This window comes from Micromonospora lutea, from assembly GCF_016863535.1.
Taxonomy (GTDB): domain Bacteria; phylum Actinomycetota; class Actinomycetes; order Mycobacteriales; family Micromonosporaceae; genus Micromonospora; species Micromonospora lutea.
Genome location: NZ_BOPB01000009.1, coordinates 381,250 through 395,542 on the forward strand (window position 1 = coordinate 381,250; position 14,293 = coordinate 395,542).

11 protein-coding genes are annotated in these 14,293 nt (G+C 73.6%); 4 read left to right on the forward strand and 7 right to left on the reverse strand.

Annotation, left to right across the window (positions count from 1 at the left end; translation table 11 throughout):
* Positions 1 to 57: 57 nt before the first annotated feature.
* The gene (locus Vlu01_RS09535) at positions 58 to 387 is read left to right on the forward strand and encodes a hypothetical protein (RefSeq protein ID WP_203996694.1); all 330 of its coding nucleotides are present in this window, start codon (positions 58 to 60) and stop codon (positions 385 to 387) included.
* A gap of 59 nt (positions 388 to 446) precedes the next feature.
* Here the strand turns inward: Vlu01_RS09535 and Vlu01_RS09540 are convergent, their stop codons facing one another.
* Positions 447 to 2,018 carry a leucyl aminopeptidase gene (locus Vlu01_RS09540; protein WP_203996696.1) on the reverse strand — a complete coding sequence of 524 codons (1,572 nt, stop codon included), beginning with the start codon at positions 2,016 to 2,018 and terminating at the stop codon, positions 447 to 449.
* A gap of 162 nt (positions 2,019 to 2,180) precedes the next feature.
* On the opposite strand from Vlu01_RS09540, the gene gcvT reads away from it, so the two are divergent.
* Complete coding sequence (gcvT, locus tag Vlu01_RS09545; RefSeq protein ID WP_203996703.1) at positions 2,181 to 3,305, forward strand: glycine cleavage system aminomethyltransferase GcvT; 1,125 nt, start codon at positions 2,181 to 2,183, stop codon at positions 3,303 to 3,305.
* Positions 3,306 to 3,311: 6 nt separating this feature from the next.
* On the opposite strand, the gene Vlu01_RS09550 is transcribed toward gcvT, so the two are convergent.
* The 4 genes from Vlu01_RS09550 to Vlu01_RS09565 form a co-directional block, all read right to left on the reverse strand.
* Positions 3,312 to 4,601, reverse strand: coding sequence for a DUF2314 domain-containing protein (locus Vlu01_RS09550; protein ID WP_203996704.1), 1,290 nt, complete (start codon positions 4,599 to 4,601; stop codon positions 3,312 to 3,314).
* 67 nt (positions 4,602 to 4,668) lie between these two features.
* Positions 4,669 to 5,442, reverse strand: a complete 774-nt coding sequence (locus tag Vlu01_RS09555; protein WP_203996705.1) for an adenosylcobinamide-GDP ribazoletransferase — start codon at positions 5,440 to 5,442, stop codon at positions 4,669 to 4,671.
* On the reverse strand, positions 5,432 to 7,402 hold the full coding sequence (gene cobU / locus Vlu01_RS09560) for a bifunctional adenosylcobinamide kinase/adenosylcobinamide-phosphate guanylyltransferase (RefSeq protein WP_203996706.1): 1,971 nt from the start codon (positions 7,400 to 7,402) through the stop codon (positions 5,432 to 5,434). The genes Vlu01_RS09555 and cobU overlap by 11 nt, the downstream gene beginning before the upstream one ends.
* A gap of 99 nt (positions 7,403 to 7,501) precedes the next feature.
* Positions 7,502 to 7,708: a hypothetical protein gene (locus tag Vlu01_RS09565; protein WP_203996707.1), complete on the reverse strand. Its 207-nt coding sequence runs from the start codon at positions 7,706 to 7,708 to the stop codon at positions 7,502 to 7,504.
* 189 nt (positions 7,709 to 7,897) lie between these two features.
* Here Vlu01_RS09565 and Vlu01_RS09570 point away from each other — a divergent pair, with 189 nt between their 5' ends.
* A complete protein-coding gene (locus tag Vlu01_RS09570) occupies positions 7,898 to 8,098 on the forward strand; it encodes a hypothetical protein (protein WP_203996708.1) in 201 nt (66 codons plus the stop codon).
* Positions 8,098 to 8,889 (forward strand): site-2 protease family protein, encoded by a 792-nt coding sequence (locus Vlu01_RS09575; RefSeq protein WP_203996709.1) that lies wholly within the window; start codon positions 8,098 to 8,100, stop codon positions 8,887 to 8,889. Before Vlu01_RS09570 ends, Vlu01_RS09575 begins: the two co-directional genes overlap by 1 nt.
* Before the next feature lie 59 nt (positions 8,890 to 8,948).
* Here the strand turns inward: Vlu01_RS09575 and Vlu01_RS09580 are convergent, their stop codons facing one another.
* Both Vlu01_RS09580 and Vlu01_RS27525 read right to left on the reverse strand, forming a co-directional pair.
* Positions 8,949 to 9,947, reverse strand: coding sequence for an aldo/keto reductase family protein (locus tag Vlu01_RS09580; protein WP_203996711.1), 999 nt, complete (start codon positions 9,945 to 9,947; stop codon positions 8,949 to 8,951).
* 37 nt (positions 9,948 to 9,984) lie between these two features.
* Complete coding sequence (locus Vlu01_RS27525) at positions 9,985 to 14,037, reverse strand: WG repeat-containing protein (protein WP_239095802.1); 4,053 nt, start codon at positions 14,035 to 14,037, stop codon at positions 9,985 to 9,987.
* Positions 14,038 to 14,293: the final 256 nt, after the last annotated feature.

Sequence of the window (14,293 nt, forward strand, 5' to 3'; positions counted from 1 at the left end):
TGCCGCCACGTACCCTTGGCTCTGCCTTCGATAAGCCACGACTGGGGAGACGGTTCGGTGGGACTGTTCCGGCGAAGCAAGCGATCACGCGCGGCTGACCCTGACCGTACGGCCAATCGTGCCGATCTGGAGCACCTTGAGAACTTCGTCCGCACCCGAAAGGGTGTCGAGGCGTACATCGAGCCCCGTACCACCGTCACCGAGACCACGGTGATCCTGATCGCCGACGACGGCGAGTGGACCCGACGCCGGATCAACGGGCCCGAGGGCGCACGGCGTTTCGCGTACCGGCTGAGCATCCCGATCTACGACGTGGCGCTGATGGGCTACCCGCAACGCATGCGTGACTACAACGAGCGCCGCAAGCGCCGCCCTGAGCAGTTCTGAGTGTTAGGAAGGGCCCCCTGTACAACGCGAGGCGTTAACAAGGGGCCCTTCCTTACACCTCAGCCGTTGGCGGCGACGTCGTCGATCAGGCGCAGCAGCGTACGCACGGGAACGCCGGTGCCGCCCTTGGTCCAGTAGCCGGTGGCCTCGCCCGAGTGGTACGACGGGCCGGCGATGTCGATGTGCGCCCACGCGACGTCGTCGGTGACGAACTCGCGCAGGAAGACACCGCCCTGCAGCATGTGGCCGGCCCGGTCCATGCCCGCGTTCACCTGCGAGATGTCGGCGACGTCGGAGTCCATCCCCTTGCGTACGTCGTCCGGCAGCGGCATCGGCCAGGTGGGCTCGCCGACGGCGTCCCCGGCGTCACGGACCCGCTCGCACAGCTCCGCCGTGCCCATCACGCCGGAGATCCGCTTGCCCAGCGAGACGACCTGACCGCCGGTGAGGGTGGAGGTCTCGAACAGGTAGTCGCAACCGTCGGCGCAGGCCCGTGCCATCGCGTCACCGAGGATCATCCGGCCCTCGGCGTCGGTGTTGAGCACCTCCACCTTCTTGCCGTTGAACATCGTGATCACGTCACCCGGCCGGTACGAGGTCCCCGACGGCATGTTCTCCGCCATCGGCACGTACGCGGTCACCGGCACCGACGGCTTCAGCTCGGCCACCGCCAGCATGGTGGCCGCCACCGCCGCCGCCCCGGCCATGTCGGACTTCATCTCCCACATGCCCTGCGCCGGCTTGATCGAGACGCCACCGGTGTCGAAGGTGATGCCCTTGCCGACCAGGGCGACCCGCTTGCCGGTGCCGCCACCGTCCGGCGTGTAGGTCAGCTTGACCAGTCGGGGCGGGGCCTCCGAGCCCTGACCGACGGCGATGATGCCGCCGTACCCGCCCTCGCGCAGCGCTACCTCGTCGAGCACCTCGACGTCGAGGCCCGCCGCCCGACCGGCCTCGGCAACCGCGTCGGCGAAGGCCGGCGGGCGCAACTCGTTCGGGGCGGTGTTGACCCAGTCGCGGGTGAGCCGGACCGCGGCGGCCACCGTCTGGGCCCGGGTCACCTCGGCCTGCGCTGCCGCGTCCGCGGCGTCCGGTACGGCCACCAGCACCTCACCGACCGGCTCGCGGCGGGCCGGCTGCGGCCGGGTCTTGTACCCGGCGAAGCGGTAGCCGCCCAGCAGCGCGCCCTCGGCGACCGCGCGCAACGCGTCAGGGGCGTCGGCGTCGTCGGGCAGTGGCAGCGCCATCGCCACCCGGGACGCGCCGGCCAGGGCACGTACCGCGGCGCCTGCCGCCCGGCGCAGGGTCTCCGGGGCGGGTGCCGCACCACTGGGCTCAGCGCCGAGGCCGACGACGGCGAGCACCGGTGCGGTGACGGTGCCGAGCGTCGCCAACTTGATCACCTCACCCGGACCGCCGGTCGCGCCGAGCAGCGCCAGCGTCTCGGTCAGCTTGCCGTCGAAGGCGGCGGCGATGCTCTCGGCGCCGCTGGCGAGCAACAGGGTGCCGGCGAGGCCGCTGGTGGCGTCCTGCTCGCCGGTCGTGCTGTGCACGCCGATCACGATCGCGTCGACGGCGAGCTCGGCGGGGTCGGTGTCGACCAGGCTCAGGGTGGTGCTGGGCGATGTCACGGAGGCTGCTCCCGGGCGGGCCGGGCCGGTCGCATGGTGGCGTACCGGCGGTCGAGTTCCCCGACGGATGATTTACCCGCCGGACGTCATTGCTGCCCGCCAGGTCATCCGGCGGTCCCGCCGATGCTAACCAGCCCGGTGCCTGCCGGTAAGTTGCCACCCATGACCGAGGTGACCACCGACGCCGCCGCGACCCGGCCACGTCGTTCTCCGCTGCACGGCCGACACACCGCGCTCGGCGCCAAGTTCGCTCCGTTCGGTGGCTGGGAGATGCCCCTGGAGTACGCCGGCGGCGGAGTGCTGCGGGAGCACACGGCGGTGCGTACCGGGATCGGCGTGTTCGACGTGTCGCACCTGGGCAAGGTGCGGGTGACCGGGTCGGGCGCGGCGGAGTTCGTCAACGCCTGCCTCAGCAACGACCTGGGCCGCATCAGGCCGGGCCAGGCGCAGTACACCCTCTGCTGCGACGAGGCGACCGGGGGCGTGGTGGACGACATCATCGCCTACCTGCACGCCGACGACCACGTCTTCCTCATTCCGAACGCGGCGAACAGCGCCGAGGTGGTACGCCGGCTGCGCGCCGCCGCGCCACCGCAGGTCACGGTCACCGACGAACACGAGGGGTACGCCGTACTGGCGGTGCAGGGCTCCCGGTCGGCGGAGCTGCTGGACGGGCTCGGCCTGCCCAGCGGGCACGAATACATGAGCTTCACCTCGGCGACGCTCGGTGCGGTCGAGCTGACCGTGTGCCGTACCGGCTACACCGGCGAGCTGGGCTACGAACTGCTGGTTCCGGCCGGCGACGCGGTCGCGGTCTGGGACGCGTTGTTCGCCGCCGAGCCGACGCCGCAGGCCTGCGGGCTGGCCGCCCGGGACACGCTGCGCACCGAGATGGGTTACCCGCTGCACGGACAGGACCTGTCGCGGGAGATCACGCCGGTGCAGGCCCGTTCGGGTTGGGCGGTCGGCTGGGACAAGCCGGCGTTCTGGGGCCGTGACGTGCTGCTCGCGGAGAAGGCCGCCGGTCCGGCGCGTACGCTGCGCGGCCTGGCGGCCGTCGAACGCGCGATTCCCCGCCCCGGCATGCCGGTGTTCCACGGTGACACCCGGGTCGGCACGATCACCAGCGGCACCTTCAGCCCGACCCTGAAGCAGGGCATCGCCCTGGCGCTGATCGACACCGCCCCCGCCCTGCCCGACGGGGCCGAGCTGCACGTCGACATCCGCAACCGCCGCACCCCCGTCCGCCTCACCCGTCCCCCCTTCGTCCACCCCTCCGTCAAATAACCCCGGTCAGGGGGTGGGAGGGTGGCCGGCGTCGAGGACGGCCTGGGTCCAGCCGCCCTCGACGACGCCGCCGCCGCCGAGAACGGCCCAGTCGACGATGTCGGCGACCTCCACCACGACGGGAGAGCCGATCCGTACCGTGGGGTCGGTGTTGGCGTCGCTCGCGCTGGCACCCACGATCCGGTCCGGGGCATCCCAGGTCGTCACCCCGGCCCAGACGTACTCCGGCCCGTCGTCGCCCGGTAGCCCGTACTTGACCACCAGTTGCGTCTCCGGCGGCAGCCGTCCGGCGCGGAACCGGGCCCGGATGTCGTCCAGGCCGGCGCGGGCGGTGGCGATCGCCCGGCTCATCGCGTCACCGGAACGGGCGTACCGCACGTCGGGCTGGATGCCGGAGAAGAGCGTGGCGCAGGCGGTGGCGAAGTAACGCCCGGCCGGACCGGCATGCCCGGCCGGTGGGTGCAGGCTGAGGAAGGAGTCGGCGTCCGGGTCGGTGGCCGGGTCCAGTTCCAGGCGCAGCAGCACCGGCGCGGTCGCCCCGTGCTGCTCCGGGTTGCCGTACGCCACCGCGATGTCGTGCCCGGTCACCGTGGCCAGCACCGGCAGCTGCACGAACGCCGGCACCTCCTCGCCGGCCAACCCGTCGGTCCAGTCCCGCAGCAGTCGCCGAGCCGCGCCGGTCATCACCGCGCCCCAGGCCCGGGTGAGATGGTCGGGCACCCCCTGGGTCTGCAACTCCAGCAGACCGAAACGGCGCAGTCCCTTGGTGGTGAACCAGAGCCCTTCGGCGTCCGAGGAGTAGGGCACCAGCACCCAGTCGACCAGCCGCACCCGACCCTCGGCGTCGGGCAGTGAGCGCAGCGCCGCGGCCGGGTCCAGGAACTGCAGGCCGAAGACGTCAACCACGTCGCCGTTAACCGCCTCGGCGACCGCAGCGGCCACCGCCCGGGCGGCCCACTCGTGTGCGGGCGGCCAGCCCGGCCGGTACTCCGCCTGCACCACCACCAGGTGGGTGGCCGCGGCCAGTCGGTCCAGTTGCGCCTCGCTGGCCCCGAACGCGGTGAGCAGGTCCGGGGGCAGCTCGGGAAACTCGCCGACGGGCTGGATGTCGACGCTCATCAACGGACTGTCCAGCATCTGCCGAGCCAACCCGTACACCGGTTCGGCGAGCCGGCCGGCCAACCCCCGCACGGCCGTCCGGGCCGTCACCGACGGCAGTCCCACCGTCGGCACCAGATAGGTCGCGCTGAGCGACTCCGGGACCGGAACGGGCAGGAAGTCGTCGGTGATGAGCATGTCGTCCCCCGGGTGGCCGCGCCGGTGCTGTCGTCGCAGGTACGCTACCCGGCGCCATCCGCCCGGCTCAGTCGGACAGCACCAGTCCCAGGTAGACGAGCGTGGTGACCAGCTCGACGGTCGCGCCGAGCACGTCTCCGGTGATCCCGCCGAGACGGCGTACCACGTGTCGCAGCAGCCCGGCCGCGACGGCGAGCGCCCCCAGGACGATCAGCGGGCCCTGCCACGGCCGGTGCGGCACCGCCGCGACCGCCAGCAGCGCGACGGCGGCGGTGGCGACAGCACACGCGGCCGGCCCGACACTGCCGGCGACCAGCGCGCCCAGCCCTTCCGGACGCGCCGCCGGCACGCCGCGCCGGCAGGCCAGCGTCACCCCGAGCCGACCCGTCGCCGTGGCCGTCAGCACCGCCGCGAAGACCGCCGGGCGGGATCCGCCGGCCAACTCCGCCAACGCCGCGGCCTGTACCAGCAGGACGAGGACCAGGGCGACCACACCGAAAGGTCCCACGTCCGGCTTCTTCATGATCTCCAGAGCGGCCGGTCCACGCCGGTACGACCCGAGCGCGTCCACGGTGTCCGCGAGCCCGTCCAGGTGCAGCCCTCGGGTGAGCAGGGCGGCTGCCGCGACGGTCACCCCGGCGGCGACCAGTGGCGTGGCGCCGACGTCCACCAGCAGCAGTACGCCGGCCAGCGGCACGCCGAGCAGCGCGCCGACCGCCGGGGCGAGCGTCATGGCCGCACCGGCGGTGGCCCGGTCGATCCGGCCGACGCGCAGCGGCAGGATGGTGAAGGTGGTAAGTGCCAGCCGTGCCGCGTCGCCGAGCCGGCGCTCAGCCGGCACGTGCGGCGGAGGTCTCCGCCGGCTCGGCGGCCGGCCCGGTGCTCGTCGGGCCCGGCCCCTCGGGCTCCGGCTCGCGGAAGTCAGGCTCCGGCTCCTCGACCGGGCCCGGATCGCCGCCATCGGCTGCGCTGTCGCCATCGGCTTCGCTGTCGCCACCGGCTTCGCTGGCGTCCTCGGGGCGGGACGGCAAGGCGGCGGCCAGCGCCAGCGCTGAGCGCAGCAGCGGCAACACGGTGAGCGCGTTCGCCCCCTCGCCGAGATCGAGCCGTAGCTGGGTCAGCGAATCCAGGCCGAGCACGTCGGCGGCCAGCCGGACGGCCGGATCGCCACCGTCGTCGGCCAACAGGCACCAGTGCCGGGCCTGCCCGGCCAGGTCCCGGCTGATCAGCCCGGCGGCCACCCCGACGGGACCGTCGAGCAGCACCGGCAGCCGACGGGTGGTCGCACCCAGCAGGATGCCGGTGGCGACGGCGATGTCCCCGCCACCCAGCTCGGCGAGCACGCTCACGGCGTCCCGGCTGAGACGACGGGTGCGGTGCAGGGCGTCGCGGACCGCGGCGCAGCGGGCCATCCAGGCCACGTCGTCGATCTGGCCACCTGCGGTGACCACCCGGGCGAGTACCGCGGGCGGCTCGGCTCCGGCGGTCGCGGCCAGCACCGCCGCGGCCGTGGCCTCGGTGCCGGCGCCGCACGCGGCCAGCACCAGCAGCTGTACGCCGGCATCCGCCGCCTCCTCGGCCAGCCGTTGGCCGTAGCGCAGGGCCGCATCCACCTGCTCGGCGCTCAGCGCCGGACCATGCTCGATGGGTGCGGCGGCGGGGGCGTCCACCACCTGCAGGCTCGCGCCGGTCTCGGCGGCCAGCCGGGCGAGTACGCCCTGACCGGCGCGGGCCTGCTCGGCCCGCCGTGCCGACTCACCGGCCACCGTGCCGGCGGCGACCCCGCCAGCATGGTCGCCGTGCACCAGCAGTACCCGCACCGACCGCCACGGCGTCGGGGTGGGGGTGCCCTGGGTGGCGGCGGCGAAGGAGATCACCTGCTCCAGCGCGCCGAATCCGGTTCCCGGCACGTCCAGGGTCGCCAGCCGGTCGACGGCCTGCGGGCCGGCGTACTCGTCGGGCATGGACAGTTCCGTGCCCGGCTGGATGATCGGCCCGGTCGCGGCCGACGGGACGGCCCCGGTGGCTGCCGTTGCGCCGGTGTCCGAGGTGGCGGGCTCGGTGGGCAGCTGCGGGGTGGTCACCGGCGGTGAGCCGGGCAGCGGCGAACCGCTGGTGGTGACCGGCAGCCCGGTCGGGCCCGCCTGGGCGGGCACCGTGGGGCCGGTCCCGCCACCAGCGGCAGGTTGGCCGGTGTCGTCTCCGGGTGCTGGTGCTGGTGCTGGCGCCGCGTCGGCGGCGGGTGTCGGCTGGACGAGAGCGGGCTTCAACCGGCACGGCTGACCGGCGACCACCAGCACCACCGTGTCACAGGCGTCCGCGACGGCGCGGTTGACCGTGCCGAGGGCATCGGTGAACGCCCGGCCCAGCGGGGTGGTGGGCACCAGGGAGAGCCCGACCTCGGGGCTGACCAGCACCAGGCGGGCGGGGCAGGACCGCACGGCGGCGGCCAGTTCGTCGACGGTGGCGGTGTCGTCGGCCGGCTGGTGCGCCGGGTCCAGCAGCACGGTCACCCAGCCGCCGAGATCGTCGACGAGCAGCGTCTCCTCCGGCCGGGCGGTGGCGATCACGTCGGCGAGGCGGCGCGGGTCGGCCGCGGTCTCCTCGGTGCTCCAGGTCGCGGGCCGGCGGGCGCGGTGTGCGGCGATCCGCTCGGCCCACTCCGGGTCGTCGCCCGCGTCGGTGGCGGTGGCCAGGTAGCGGACCGTGGGCGCGTCGGCGACCAGGGACTCGGCGAACTCCGACTTGCCGGACCGGGTTCCACCGAGGACCAGAAGCGTGTTCCACCCGTCAAGGGACATGCTGCGTACCTTACGTCCAGCCGGCGGCTCGGGGCACCGCAGGTACGGCACCGTACCTGCGGGCCACGGTGCGGTCAGTGCCTGCGGGCCACGGTGCGGTCAGTGCCGTTCGGGGGCCTGGTACCTGAAGTCGTTGGGGTTGACGTCGGCCGGCTTCGGGTCCTCCTGCCAGGCGCCCTCACCGGGACGGGCCTGGAGGGCGTCGATCAGTTCCTCCCGGTCCATCTCCCGGGCCCCTTCGATACCGCCGCGTACCGCGATGTCGCGCAGTTCCGCCATGTCCATCTCCGGGATCGGTGTCGTCATTGTCGCCTCCGGTGCGTCGGGTTCGCCGAAACACATACCCGGCCACGGCGGGGTCACTCGCCGTGCCGCACCCGGCGGGTCAGCACCGGGGACGGTATCGACGCCCGTGGCCGGGTCGCCGGTCGGCGGTACGACTACGCTGGCGAAGGTCCGTCCCATGGGAGATCAGCGGCGAGGGGAGACGCGCAGATGGCGTGGAGCTGGCGGTACGAGGGCGCGAACGGCGAGTCGGTCGACGGGCCGGCCGAGTCGTTCGGCAGCCAGGCGGATGCCGAGTCCTGGATCGGTCAGACCTGGCGGGAACTCGCGGCGTCCGGCGTCACCTCGGTCGCGCTCCTGGAAGACGATCGGGTGGAGTACCGGATGAGCCTGCTGCCCGCGGCCGAGTGATGACACCCAGGGACCCCGAGCCGTTGGTGCTCGGGGTGCCCCGGGCGGCCTTCCGACCCAGTCCGGTCTTCCTGGCGCTGGTCGCCCTGCTGGTGACCAGCGCCGTGTTGACCTGGCACGGGATCGGCAACGTCCGGCTCACCGTGTTCGGCTTCGTCGTCTCCGGCTGGCTGGTCTCGCTCTGCCTGCACGAGTACGCCCACGCCGTGGTGGCGTACCGCAGCGGCGACCGGGGGGTGGCCCACCGTGGCTACCTGACCCTGAATCCGCTGAAGTACAGCCACCCGCTGCTGTCCATCGCACTGCCGGTGGCGGTGGTGCTGCTCGGCGGCATCGGCCTGCCCGGTGGCGCCGTCTGGGTGGACCGACACGTCATTCCCGGGCGGCTACGGCACACTCTGGTCAGCCTCGCCGGACCGGCCACCAACGTGGTGTTCGCACTGGTGCTGGTGGCGGTGCTGCGGCTCGGTGCGGGCGGCGGCGGGCCGGTCGAGTTCTGGGCGGCGGTGGCCCTCTTGGCCTTCCTCCAGATCACCGCCAGCCTGCTCAACCTGCTGCCGGTGCCGGGGCTGGACGGCGGGAACATGATCCAGCCGTGGCTGACCCCGCCGTACCGGCGGATGTACGACCTGTTCGCGCCGTACGGGTTCATCCTGCTCTTCGCGTTGCTGTGGAACCCGACGATCGGCGGCTGGTTCTTCACCGCCGTCTTCGCGATCGGTGACCTGCTCGGCCTGCCCCCGTGGCTGTACGCGACCGGTCTGGAGCTGATCCGGTTCTGGCGCAGCTGACCGGGGTGGGCAGCGCGTCCGCCCGGCCGGCGTGCGGTGCGCCGGCCGGGCGAGGCGGGTCAGGGCCGTTGGGCCGGCGACTCGGTACGCGCGGGATCCCGCTCGGTCACCGGCTCGACGATCTCGTCGATCGCCTTGAGCAGGCCGGCGTCGAGCTTCACACCGGCCGCCTTGACGTTGTCGTGCACCTGCTCGGGACGGGACGCCCCGATGATGGCCGACGACACGTTGGGGTTCTGCAGCACCCAGGCGATGGCCAGCTGGGCCATGCTCAGCCCGGCCTGGTCGGCCAGCGGCTTGAGCTGCTGCACCCGGGTCAGCACGTCGTCGGTGAGCCACTTGGCGATGAACCCCGCACCGGACTTCTCGTCGGTGGCCCGGGAACCGGAAGGCGGGGGCTGACCGGGCAGGTACTTGCCGGAGAGCACGCCCTGGGCCATCGGAGACCAGACGATCTGCCCGATGCCCAGCTCCTCGCTGGTGGGGACGACCTCGCTCTCGATGACCCGCCAGAGCATGGAGTACTGCGGCTGGCTGGACACCAACGGGATGCGCAGCTCGCGGGCGAGACCGTGCGCCTCGCGGATCTGCGATGCCTTCCACTCGGAGACGCCGATGTAGTGCGCCTTGCCGGAGTGCACGACGTCGGCGAAGGCCTCCATCGTCTCCTCCAGCGGGGTGCTGTAGTCGTACCGGTGAGCCTGGTAGAGGTCCACGTAGTCGGTACGCAGCCGGCGCAGCGATCCGTTGATCGACTCCATGATGTGCTTGCGGGACAGGCCCCGGTCGTTGCGGCCCGGCCCGGTGGGCCAGTACACCTTGGTGAAGATCTCCAGACCCTCGCGCCGCTCCTGCTGAAGCGCCCGCCCGAGGACGTCCTCGGCGCGGGTGCCGGCGTAGGTGTCGGCGGTGTCGAAGGTGGTGATGCCGGCGTCGAGAGCGGCTCGCACGCAGGCGAACGCCGCTTCCTCCTCGACCTGCGAACCGTGGGTGATCCAGTTGCCGTACGAGATCTCACTGACCATGAGGCCGGAACGGCCCAGGTGTCGGAATTCCATGCCTCGACCCTAACCGGCGCTGGTGAACTGGCTGGCCTCAGAGCACCGGGTTGGCGTCGGCGAGCAGCCCGTCGATCTCGGCGACGACCGCGCTCGGATGGTGGAACATCGGGTCGATCAGCGACTCGCCGCGTCGGTCCAGCGCACCCCAGTTCCCGGCGCTGTTGGTGGCCAGGAAGGCGACCGGGTGGATCAACAAGGCCGGGTGCGCGGGCGCGACGATCACCTGCCCGGCACGGTCCACCACACCCTTGCGGCCAGCCAGGTCCACCACGGCCAACCCCTCCTCGGTGAACCCGTCGATGTAGTGGCCGTCGGCGAGGGCGGTGTGGAAGCCGTGGTAGCGGGTGGGCACCACGATCTGTCCGGTGCGGTCGACCGCACCCCAGCCCTCCCGGCGTACCACCGCCACGCCCTTGTGGAAGGGCCGGACGTCGGCGAAACCCGGCGGCACCGCCACCTCGCCGCTCGTGTCGACGGCGTGCCAACCGCTCTCGTCCCGCACCACCCAGGCCAGACCGTCGGAGAACGGTCGGGCTGCCAGGTAGTTCGGCCCGAGCACCGTCTCACCGGCCAGGTTGATCAACGACCATCGGCCGGTCGGCGATTCGCGTACCCAGGCCAGGCCCTCCCGGAAGGGCTGCGCCTCGGCGTACCGGGAGGGGACCACCATGTCGCCCTCGGCGTCCGCGTAGCCCCACAGGCCCTGGCCGCCGTCGCGTGTCGGCACCGGCGCCCGGTCACGCTCCAGCACCTCTTCCCAACCGCGTGGGTACGGCCCGAAGCCGCTCTCCTCGGCTCGGGCGGCGATCGCGTCGAGGCCGATCCGGACCCGGGCCAGCAACTCGGCGTCCTGCTCGCCCCGCAGGTCGAGGGCCCGCTCGAAGTGATGGCAGGCCTCGATCAGCCGACCCTGGTCGTAGCAGCAGCGGGCGGAGTGTTCGTGCAGTGCGGCGCGTAGCCGGTCGGGTAGTTCGATGGAGTTGGCCTCCGCGAAGAGCCGGTCGGCCTCGGCGAACTCGCCGCGCCAGCGCAGCACGTGGGCCAGTCGGGCCTGAGCGAGCGCGGCGCGGCGCAGTTCGCCGGTCGCCTCGGCGTAGGTGAGCGCCATCCGACCGTCGGCCAGCGCGTCGTCCAGGTCGTCGAGCATCCGTGAGGCCACCGCGCGCAGGCTCAGCAGCCGGGCCCGGGAGCGGTTGTCCAGAGCGGTGGCGAGTTTCTCGGTGAGCCGTTCCCGGATCTCCCGCAGTTCCTCCGGGTCGTCCGCCAGTTCCCGCAGGGTCACCGGGTCGAGACGCCAGCGGAAGCTCGCCAGCATCTGCTCAGGATCGGCCGGCGATTCGGGTACGTCCTCGCCGTCGTCCGCGTCTCCGGTCGCCTGCTCGCCGTCGTCCGCCGGCTCGGACGAGGACGATGCGGTCGGCACGGCGTCGACCGGGTCGGCGTCCGCACCGGGTGTCACCTCGTCGTCGACGTCAGCGGGCCCGGCGCTGCGCGGACGCTCGGCGGGCTCTCCGGTTCCGGGCTGCGGGAGGTGACCGACGGTCGGGGCCGGATCGTCCGACGGCGTGGTGTCATCCGGCGGCGTGGAACTCGTCGGTGCGGAGACCGGCGGTGCGGACACCGGCGGTGCGGACACCGGCGGTGCGGAGACCGGCGGTGCGGACACCGGCACGGCGGAGACCGGTGCGCCGAGGTCCGGCTCGCCAGGAGGTACGGCGACCGGCGGTGCCGAGACCGGCGACGCGGGGCCCGGCGACGCTGAGACGGGCGGTGCGAAGTCCGGCGGCGCCGAGACGGGTGACGCGGTGACCGACGGTCCGTACGCCGGGGGCGCGGAGACGGGCGGCGTCGAGGCTGGTGGTGCGGAGACGGGAGATGCCGAGGCGGGCCGATCGGCCGGTCCGAACCAGCCCTGCGAGCCCTCGGACGCTGGCCGGGCGGGCGGGGGAGCGGACGGCTCGGGCGGTGGGGGGACGTACCGGCGAGGCTGGCGGGCCGCCGGTGTGGCCGGCACCTCCGGGGCGTCGCCGATCCGGTCGGGTCGCGCCACCGGCGGCGGACCGAGCGGTGCCGCGTCGGCGTCGGCCGGCTCGGGCCTCCGCCCCGACGGCGCGGGGACGGATGGCGGACCGGGCGGCGCGGAGACCGGCCCATGGGCGGGGGGTGCGGAGACCGGCCCATGGGCGGGGGGTGCGGAGACCGGCGGTCGGGTGGGTGGAGCGGAGACGGGTCGGTGGACAGGTGGCGCGGAGACCGGCGGCTGGGCGGGTGGTGCCGAGACCGGTCGGGTAGGGGGCGGTGCGACGGGGGACGCAGCGGCCACCGAGGGCATCGGCGTTGGTGGTGGCGAGGCGACGACCGGCTGGTCGTGCAGGGGAGCCGGGCGGACCTGATGCTCGTGCAGCGGCGCGGGACGTACCTCATGCTGATGCAGTGGTGCTGGTCGGACCGTGTCACCGGTCGGTGCCCGATCGGCACCGGAGGCGACCGCGGGCTGGTCCTGGCCGGGGAGGTCGGGCCGGTGCCGGTCGGGACGCCCGGTCGGGTCACGATCCTGGCCGGGCTGGCGGATGTCGTTCCGGTCTCCCGCAGTGGTCGAGGGACGGATCCGATGCGGGGGGCCGACCTCCGGTTGGTGACGCTGCGGTGCGGGGGAGACCGGTCGGGCCCGTCCGGCCGCGGGGGAGACCGGCCGGTCCTGTTCCGGAGCGGGTGAGACGGGATGGTCCGGCACCACCGACAGATGACGGCGACGCGAGTCCGGGTCAGGTGCCGCGGAAACGGGCCGGTCGGCGTCGGGCAACGCGGCGGCCGGCCGGTCGTCGAACCGCTGCGGGCCGGGACGGTCCGGCACTCCACCCGGTCGTCGGTCGGCATCCTGCTCCCGCGCGGCCGGCCGCTGATACTCGCGATGATCCCGTCCGCTGCTCGGCCGCAGCGGTCCGGGCGCGGGCCAGGGCAGGTCGCCGCGCGGGGGAGCGTCGTACGCCTGCTGGTCCGGCATTGACGGCTCTGGACGACCTCGCCGAGGGGTCCGATCCGGCCGGGCCCATTCGTCGGACGCGCGGACCGGTTCGTCGTCGACGAATCCGTCCGGGTACGGCGCGGCGTCCGGGTCGCCGCCGCCGACGAAGTCGCTGCGGTAACCGTCCACCATCGGACCATCGGTGCGCGGCGGATGCCCAGGGTGGTGACTCCACTGGTATCGAGGTCGTGGTGAGGCGTCCTCAGGTGTTCGACGGTCGGCGTCCTCGACCGGGCGTCGTGCGGCGGCGGGCCGACGTGCCTCCCCGTCGGACTCCGCTACCCAGCCGGGTTCCGCCCTTGCGGCCGGGGACACCGGCGCACCACGCCAATGATCGTCGCGTCCACTCGGCTCGACGTGGCGCGGCCGGTCGGTACGCGGGTCGGGTTCACGCTGGCTCCGCCGCTCGGGCTCGGGTCGCGGATACCGGTTGCCACGGCGGTCCGGGTCACGTCGTTCAGGTTCCCGCCGGGCGTACCGCTCCGGGTCGCGTCGCGCGTACCGGTCGGGTTCGCGCTGGTCACGGGGGCGGTCCGGGTCGCGGCGGTCCGGGTCACGCTGATCGCGGCGGTCGACGTACCGGTCCGGGTCGCGCTGGTCGCGGTGTGCTGGCGCGCCTGGTCCGGCGGCCTGTGGTCCGAATTCCGACCAGATGACCCCGTCGCGACCCCGGGCGGACTCGCCGTACGCCGAGCGTCGTCCCTCGGGCCGCGACTGCTCCGGTCGGGAACCGGGCGGCACCGACCGGTCGTACGGCCGCGAGCCGTTCGGGCCGTCGACGGGTCGCCGGTCGGGGACCTCGTGCCGGCCCGGCCAGCCATCCGGCTCGTCGTCCCAGGACCGACCGGTGTACGTGCCGTCGGGCCGGGTTGGCGCGAGCGGCGGCACCTCGGCACGGCCGACGGCGCTGGCGCGGCCTCGTGCCGGAGGCGGCTGGTGCTCGGCCCCGATATCACCGGGATAACGCTGGCCAGGGAACTGCGGCTGCCACTCGCTCGTCGGCTCGACGACCCAGCGAGGCTCGGCGGGATCGTGCCACCGGTCGGCGTAACCGCGACTCATCCGCCGGACCTGTCGTTGGGGCCGGGACGTCGCCGGGAGGTGGCGCGGGCCGCGACACGCGGAGCTTGAGCCTGTCCTGCGCAACAGCAACGGTCGGACCTGCCGGTTTGGCCCGTGCCGTAGCCCAGGGCCGGCGTCCGCTCGCTCACGGTCGCGCCCCGGTGGTCGGCTCGCGTCCGCTCGCTCACGGCGATGTCACCTCGTCGGAAATGGTCGCGCTGGGCACCCCCGGAGGCCGGCAAAACTGCTCGTCCGG

Coding starts and splice junctions, on each gene's coding strand:
- Vlu01_RS09570 (WP_203996708.1), top strand. CDS start 7,898: ATGGCGTGGAGCTGGCGGTACGAGGGCGCGAACGGCGAGTCGGTCGAC.
- Vlu01_RS09565 (WP_203996707.1), bottom strand. CDS start 7,708: ATGACGACACCGATCCCGGAGATGGACATGGCGGAACTGCGCGACATC.
- Vlu01_RS09550 (WP_203996704.1), bottom strand. CDS start 4,601: ATGCTCATCACCGACGACTTCCTGCCCGTTCCGGTCCCGGAGTCGCTC.
- cobU (WP_203996706.1), bottom strand. CDS start 7,402: ATGTCCCTTGACGGGTGGAACACGCTTCTGGTCCTCGGTGGAACCCGG.
- Vlu01_RS09575 (WP_203996709.1), top strand. CDS start 8,098: ATGACACCCAGGGACCCCGAGCCGTTGGTGCTCGGGGTGCCCCGGGCG.
- Vlu01_RS09580 (WP_203996711.1), bottom strand. CDS start 9,947: ATGGAATTCCGACACCTGGGCCGTTCCGGCCTCATGGTCAGTGAGATC.
- gcvT (WP_203996703.1), top strand. CDS start 2,181: ATGACCGAGGTGACCACCGACGCCGCCGCGACCCGGCCACGTCGTTCT.
- Vlu01_RS27525 (WP_239095802.1), bottom strand. CDS start 14,037: ATGAGTCGCGGTTACGCCGACCGGTGGCACGATCCCGCCGAGCCTCGC.